At 61.7% G+C, this 2,825-nt stretch carries 3 protein-coding genes; 2 read left to right on the forward strand and 1 reads right to left on the reverse strand.

All coding sequences use genetic code 11. The features are described 5' to 3' along the window. Both JWR89_RS18685 and JWR89_RS18690 read left to right on the forward strand, forming a co-directional pair. A partial coding sequence (locus JWR89_RS18685; RefSeq protein WP_299718843.1) for a zinc-dependent alcohol dehydrogenase family protein occupies nt 1-1,045 on the forward strand: 1,045 nt, incomplete at its 5' end. A gap of 252 nt (nt 1,046-1,297) precedes the next feature. Next, on the forward strand, nt 1,298-2,227 hold the full coding sequence (locus JWR89_RS18690; protein ID WP_299718845.1) for a tripartite tricarboxylate transporter substrate binding protein: 930 nt from the start codon (nt 1,298-1,300) through the stop codon (nt 2,225-2,227). Nucleotides 2,228-2,281: 54 nt separating this feature from the next. Here JWR89_RS18690 and JWR89_RS18695 read toward each other — a convergent pair. Continuing rightward, nucleotides 2,282-2,825: alginate export family protein (locus tag JWR89_RS18695; protein WP_299718847.1), on the reverse strand; the 544-nt coding region annotated here is incomplete at its 5' end.

The following is a 2,825-nucleotide window of genomic DNA, read 5'->3' on the forward strand; positions in this document are numbered from 1 at the left end:
CCCGCATGAATCAATCCGGCAGACCAGTAGCAACCGAATTCGGATTTCAATCATGAAAGCTGTGCTGGTGCACCGCCCCGGCGGCCCTGAAGTGCTCGACTATGTTGATGTTGAGATTCCCCAACCCGGTAAGCTTGACGTACAAATCAAGGCAGAAGCCTTCGGCGTCGGTCAACCGGACGCCTTGATCCGGCGCGGCGTCTACAAGTGGATGCCCCCGCTGCCGGCAAATCCGGGCAACGATGTCGCCGGACATATTTCCGCAGTCGGCGATGGCGTCACCGATATCGTCGTGGGGCAGAAGGTGCTTCTCAGCGCCCGCGACCTGTCCCAGCGCGGTGGGTGTTACGCGGAGTACGTCGTCGCTCCGGCGGACGCGGTACACATCCTGCCGGAATCAGTCGATCTGGAGGAAGCGGTGTGTCTGGCGAACTATCAGGTCGCCTGGGCCCTGCTGCACGAATGCGGCAATCGTAATCCTGCTGACAGCGTGCTGGTGATCGGCGCGGCAGGTGGTGTCGGGACATCGATTGTCCAGCTCGCGAAACTCGCTGGCATGACCGTGATCGGCACCGTGAGCACCGAAGAGAAAGCAGCCTTTGCCAAATCCAATGGTGCCGACCATGTGATCTTCTACCGTGACGAAGATGTCGTGGCGCGGACCCGCGAACTGACCGGTGGCCAAGGCGTCGGGCTCGTTCTCGATCACGTCTGCGGACCTGACTTCGCTTCCTATCTGGGCGTCCTGGGCAAATGGGGCACGCTGGTTTCCTACAACGCCTTTGCCGGACTGCCGGAGCAAAACCTGATCGAGGAGATGCGCAAGCATCTCGACGTCTGCCCGGCGGTCCGCTGCTTTTCGTTTCACATCTACGATCACGACCGGGAGGGCCGGCGCACGATCATGCGCAACGTTATTTCCGCTCTCGAACGGGCGGCGATCAAACCCGCGATTTCGGCGCGACTGAAGCTCTCCGAGGTGAGGGAAGCTCACGCACTTCTGGAGTCCGGTTCGGCGCGCGGAAAAATCATCATGATCCCTTGAGGACGTCCGGCCGCGGATTTTCACCTTCTACGGACCTCCCGGAGTTCAGGAGGAGAAGCCTGCGACGGACCGCTACCAACAAGGCCGCCATCAGAGCGGCCGATCGATTCAACGGTGACCTTGGTCGGAGCAATCGCGATGAGGCCCCGTAATTTGGGACAACACCAGGGAGTGACGGCGATGGGCCGCGTTAGGAAGCTATCCACGGGCAGATCTTTTGCCCTTGTTACAGCGTGGGCGATCTGCGCCCTCATGGTCGGGGCGACCGATGCATCTGCGCAGGCCTACCCAAATCGGGTCATCCGTATCGTGCACGGCTTTGCTGCAGGGGGCGCGGCCGATACGCTGTCTCGCATCATGGCGGATGGCCTCTCCAAGGAGCTGGGGCAGACCGTCATTGTAGACCCGAAACCGGGCGCGGGAGGCAATATTGCTTCTGATGCCGTCGCCCGGTCTGCGCCGGACGGCTACACCCTCGGTCTTGTCACCGGCGGTCATGCGATTTCGGCCGCGCTCTACAAATCGCTGCCTTATCAGCCTGTCGATGGCTTCGAGATGATCTCCACCATTGTCTATTATGCCTTGGTCATCGCCACGCGCAGCGACTATCAGGCCAAAACGCTCGGCGACCTGATCGCACTGGCGAAAGCGAAGCCGGGAACGTTGAACTTCGGCTCGGTCGGGTTCGGGAGCACACATCATCTGGTCGGCGAACTGCTGAAAACAACAGCCGGCATCGACGTCGTTCATGTGCCCTACAGAGGCGATTCTCAGGCCATCACCGCGCTGCTTTCGGGTGACGTACCTTTCATCGTCGGCACCAGCGTTCTCCTGGCGCCACAGATCGAGGGCGGCGCGGTCCGGGGGTTGGCTGTGACGTCCTCCCAACGCAGCGCATTGCTGCCAAACGTTCCATCTGCCGACGAGGCCGGCCTGAAGGGTTTTGACGTCCGCACATGGGCCGGGTTGCTGGCACCGAAGGGCACGCCTCCAGATATTGTCGCTGCTCTTAACAAGGCCGTTCAGTCCAGTCTGGCCGACCCCGATATCAAGGCCAGGTTGGAGACCGCGATCGGCGGCCAAGTCCGCGGCAGCACGCCCGCGGAAATGCGTGCGTTGCTTGTTTCGGAGATCGCGAAATGGACCAAAGTGATCGATACGGCAGGAGTGCCGAAGCTTTGACTTTGCCGGTCACTTCGCCGTCTACAAAGCAGCGTTCGGCATCAACGCGATTGACTACCAGCCGTATTTGAGTTCGAGGCCGAGATAGTTGCTATCGTGCCCTCCCGCGTTGCGGATCGTATCGCCCACGGCGTAATGCACCGCTTCCAGCGAACCGGCGAGGTTGGCGTTGAAGGCGTAGTCGATGCGGAGCTGGGAATACACGCCGGTCCAGCGGTCACCCCTCCCCGCCGTCCCGGCGACGGCGACATTGGGTTGGACATAGACCGCATCCGCCACCGTCTGGCGCCACTGGAAGCCGACGCCGGCGGTCACCGTCAACTTGTCGGCGGGTTTGACGGTCAGCGATGGCTTGACGTGGATCAGGTTGGCGTAGCCGGTGTAGCCGCCCAGCGAGAAATAATAGCCGTTCGGAAACAGCGGATTGAAGGTGCCGAGATTTCCATCGCCGGGATGCCTGTCGCCTGATGCCGCATCCGCCTGCAGGCCGATGCGCGGCGTCCAGGCGACATTCGAAAACGTATAGCCGGTGCGGCCGCCCAGGGCCCAGGCATTGATGTCCTTGGCGCCTACGTTGCCGGTCTGCGCCATGGCCTCG

Origin of the sequence: Tardiphaga sp. (assembly GCF_028290785.1) — a bacterium.
GTDB lineage: Bacteria > Pseudomonadota > Alphaproteobacteria > Rhizobiales > Xanthobacteraceae > Tardiphaga.

Coding starts and splice junctions, on each gene's coding strand:
- JWR89_RS18690 (WP_299718845.1), top strand. CDS start 1,298: ATGGTCGGGGCGACCGATGCATCTGCGCAGGCCTACCCAAATCGGGTC.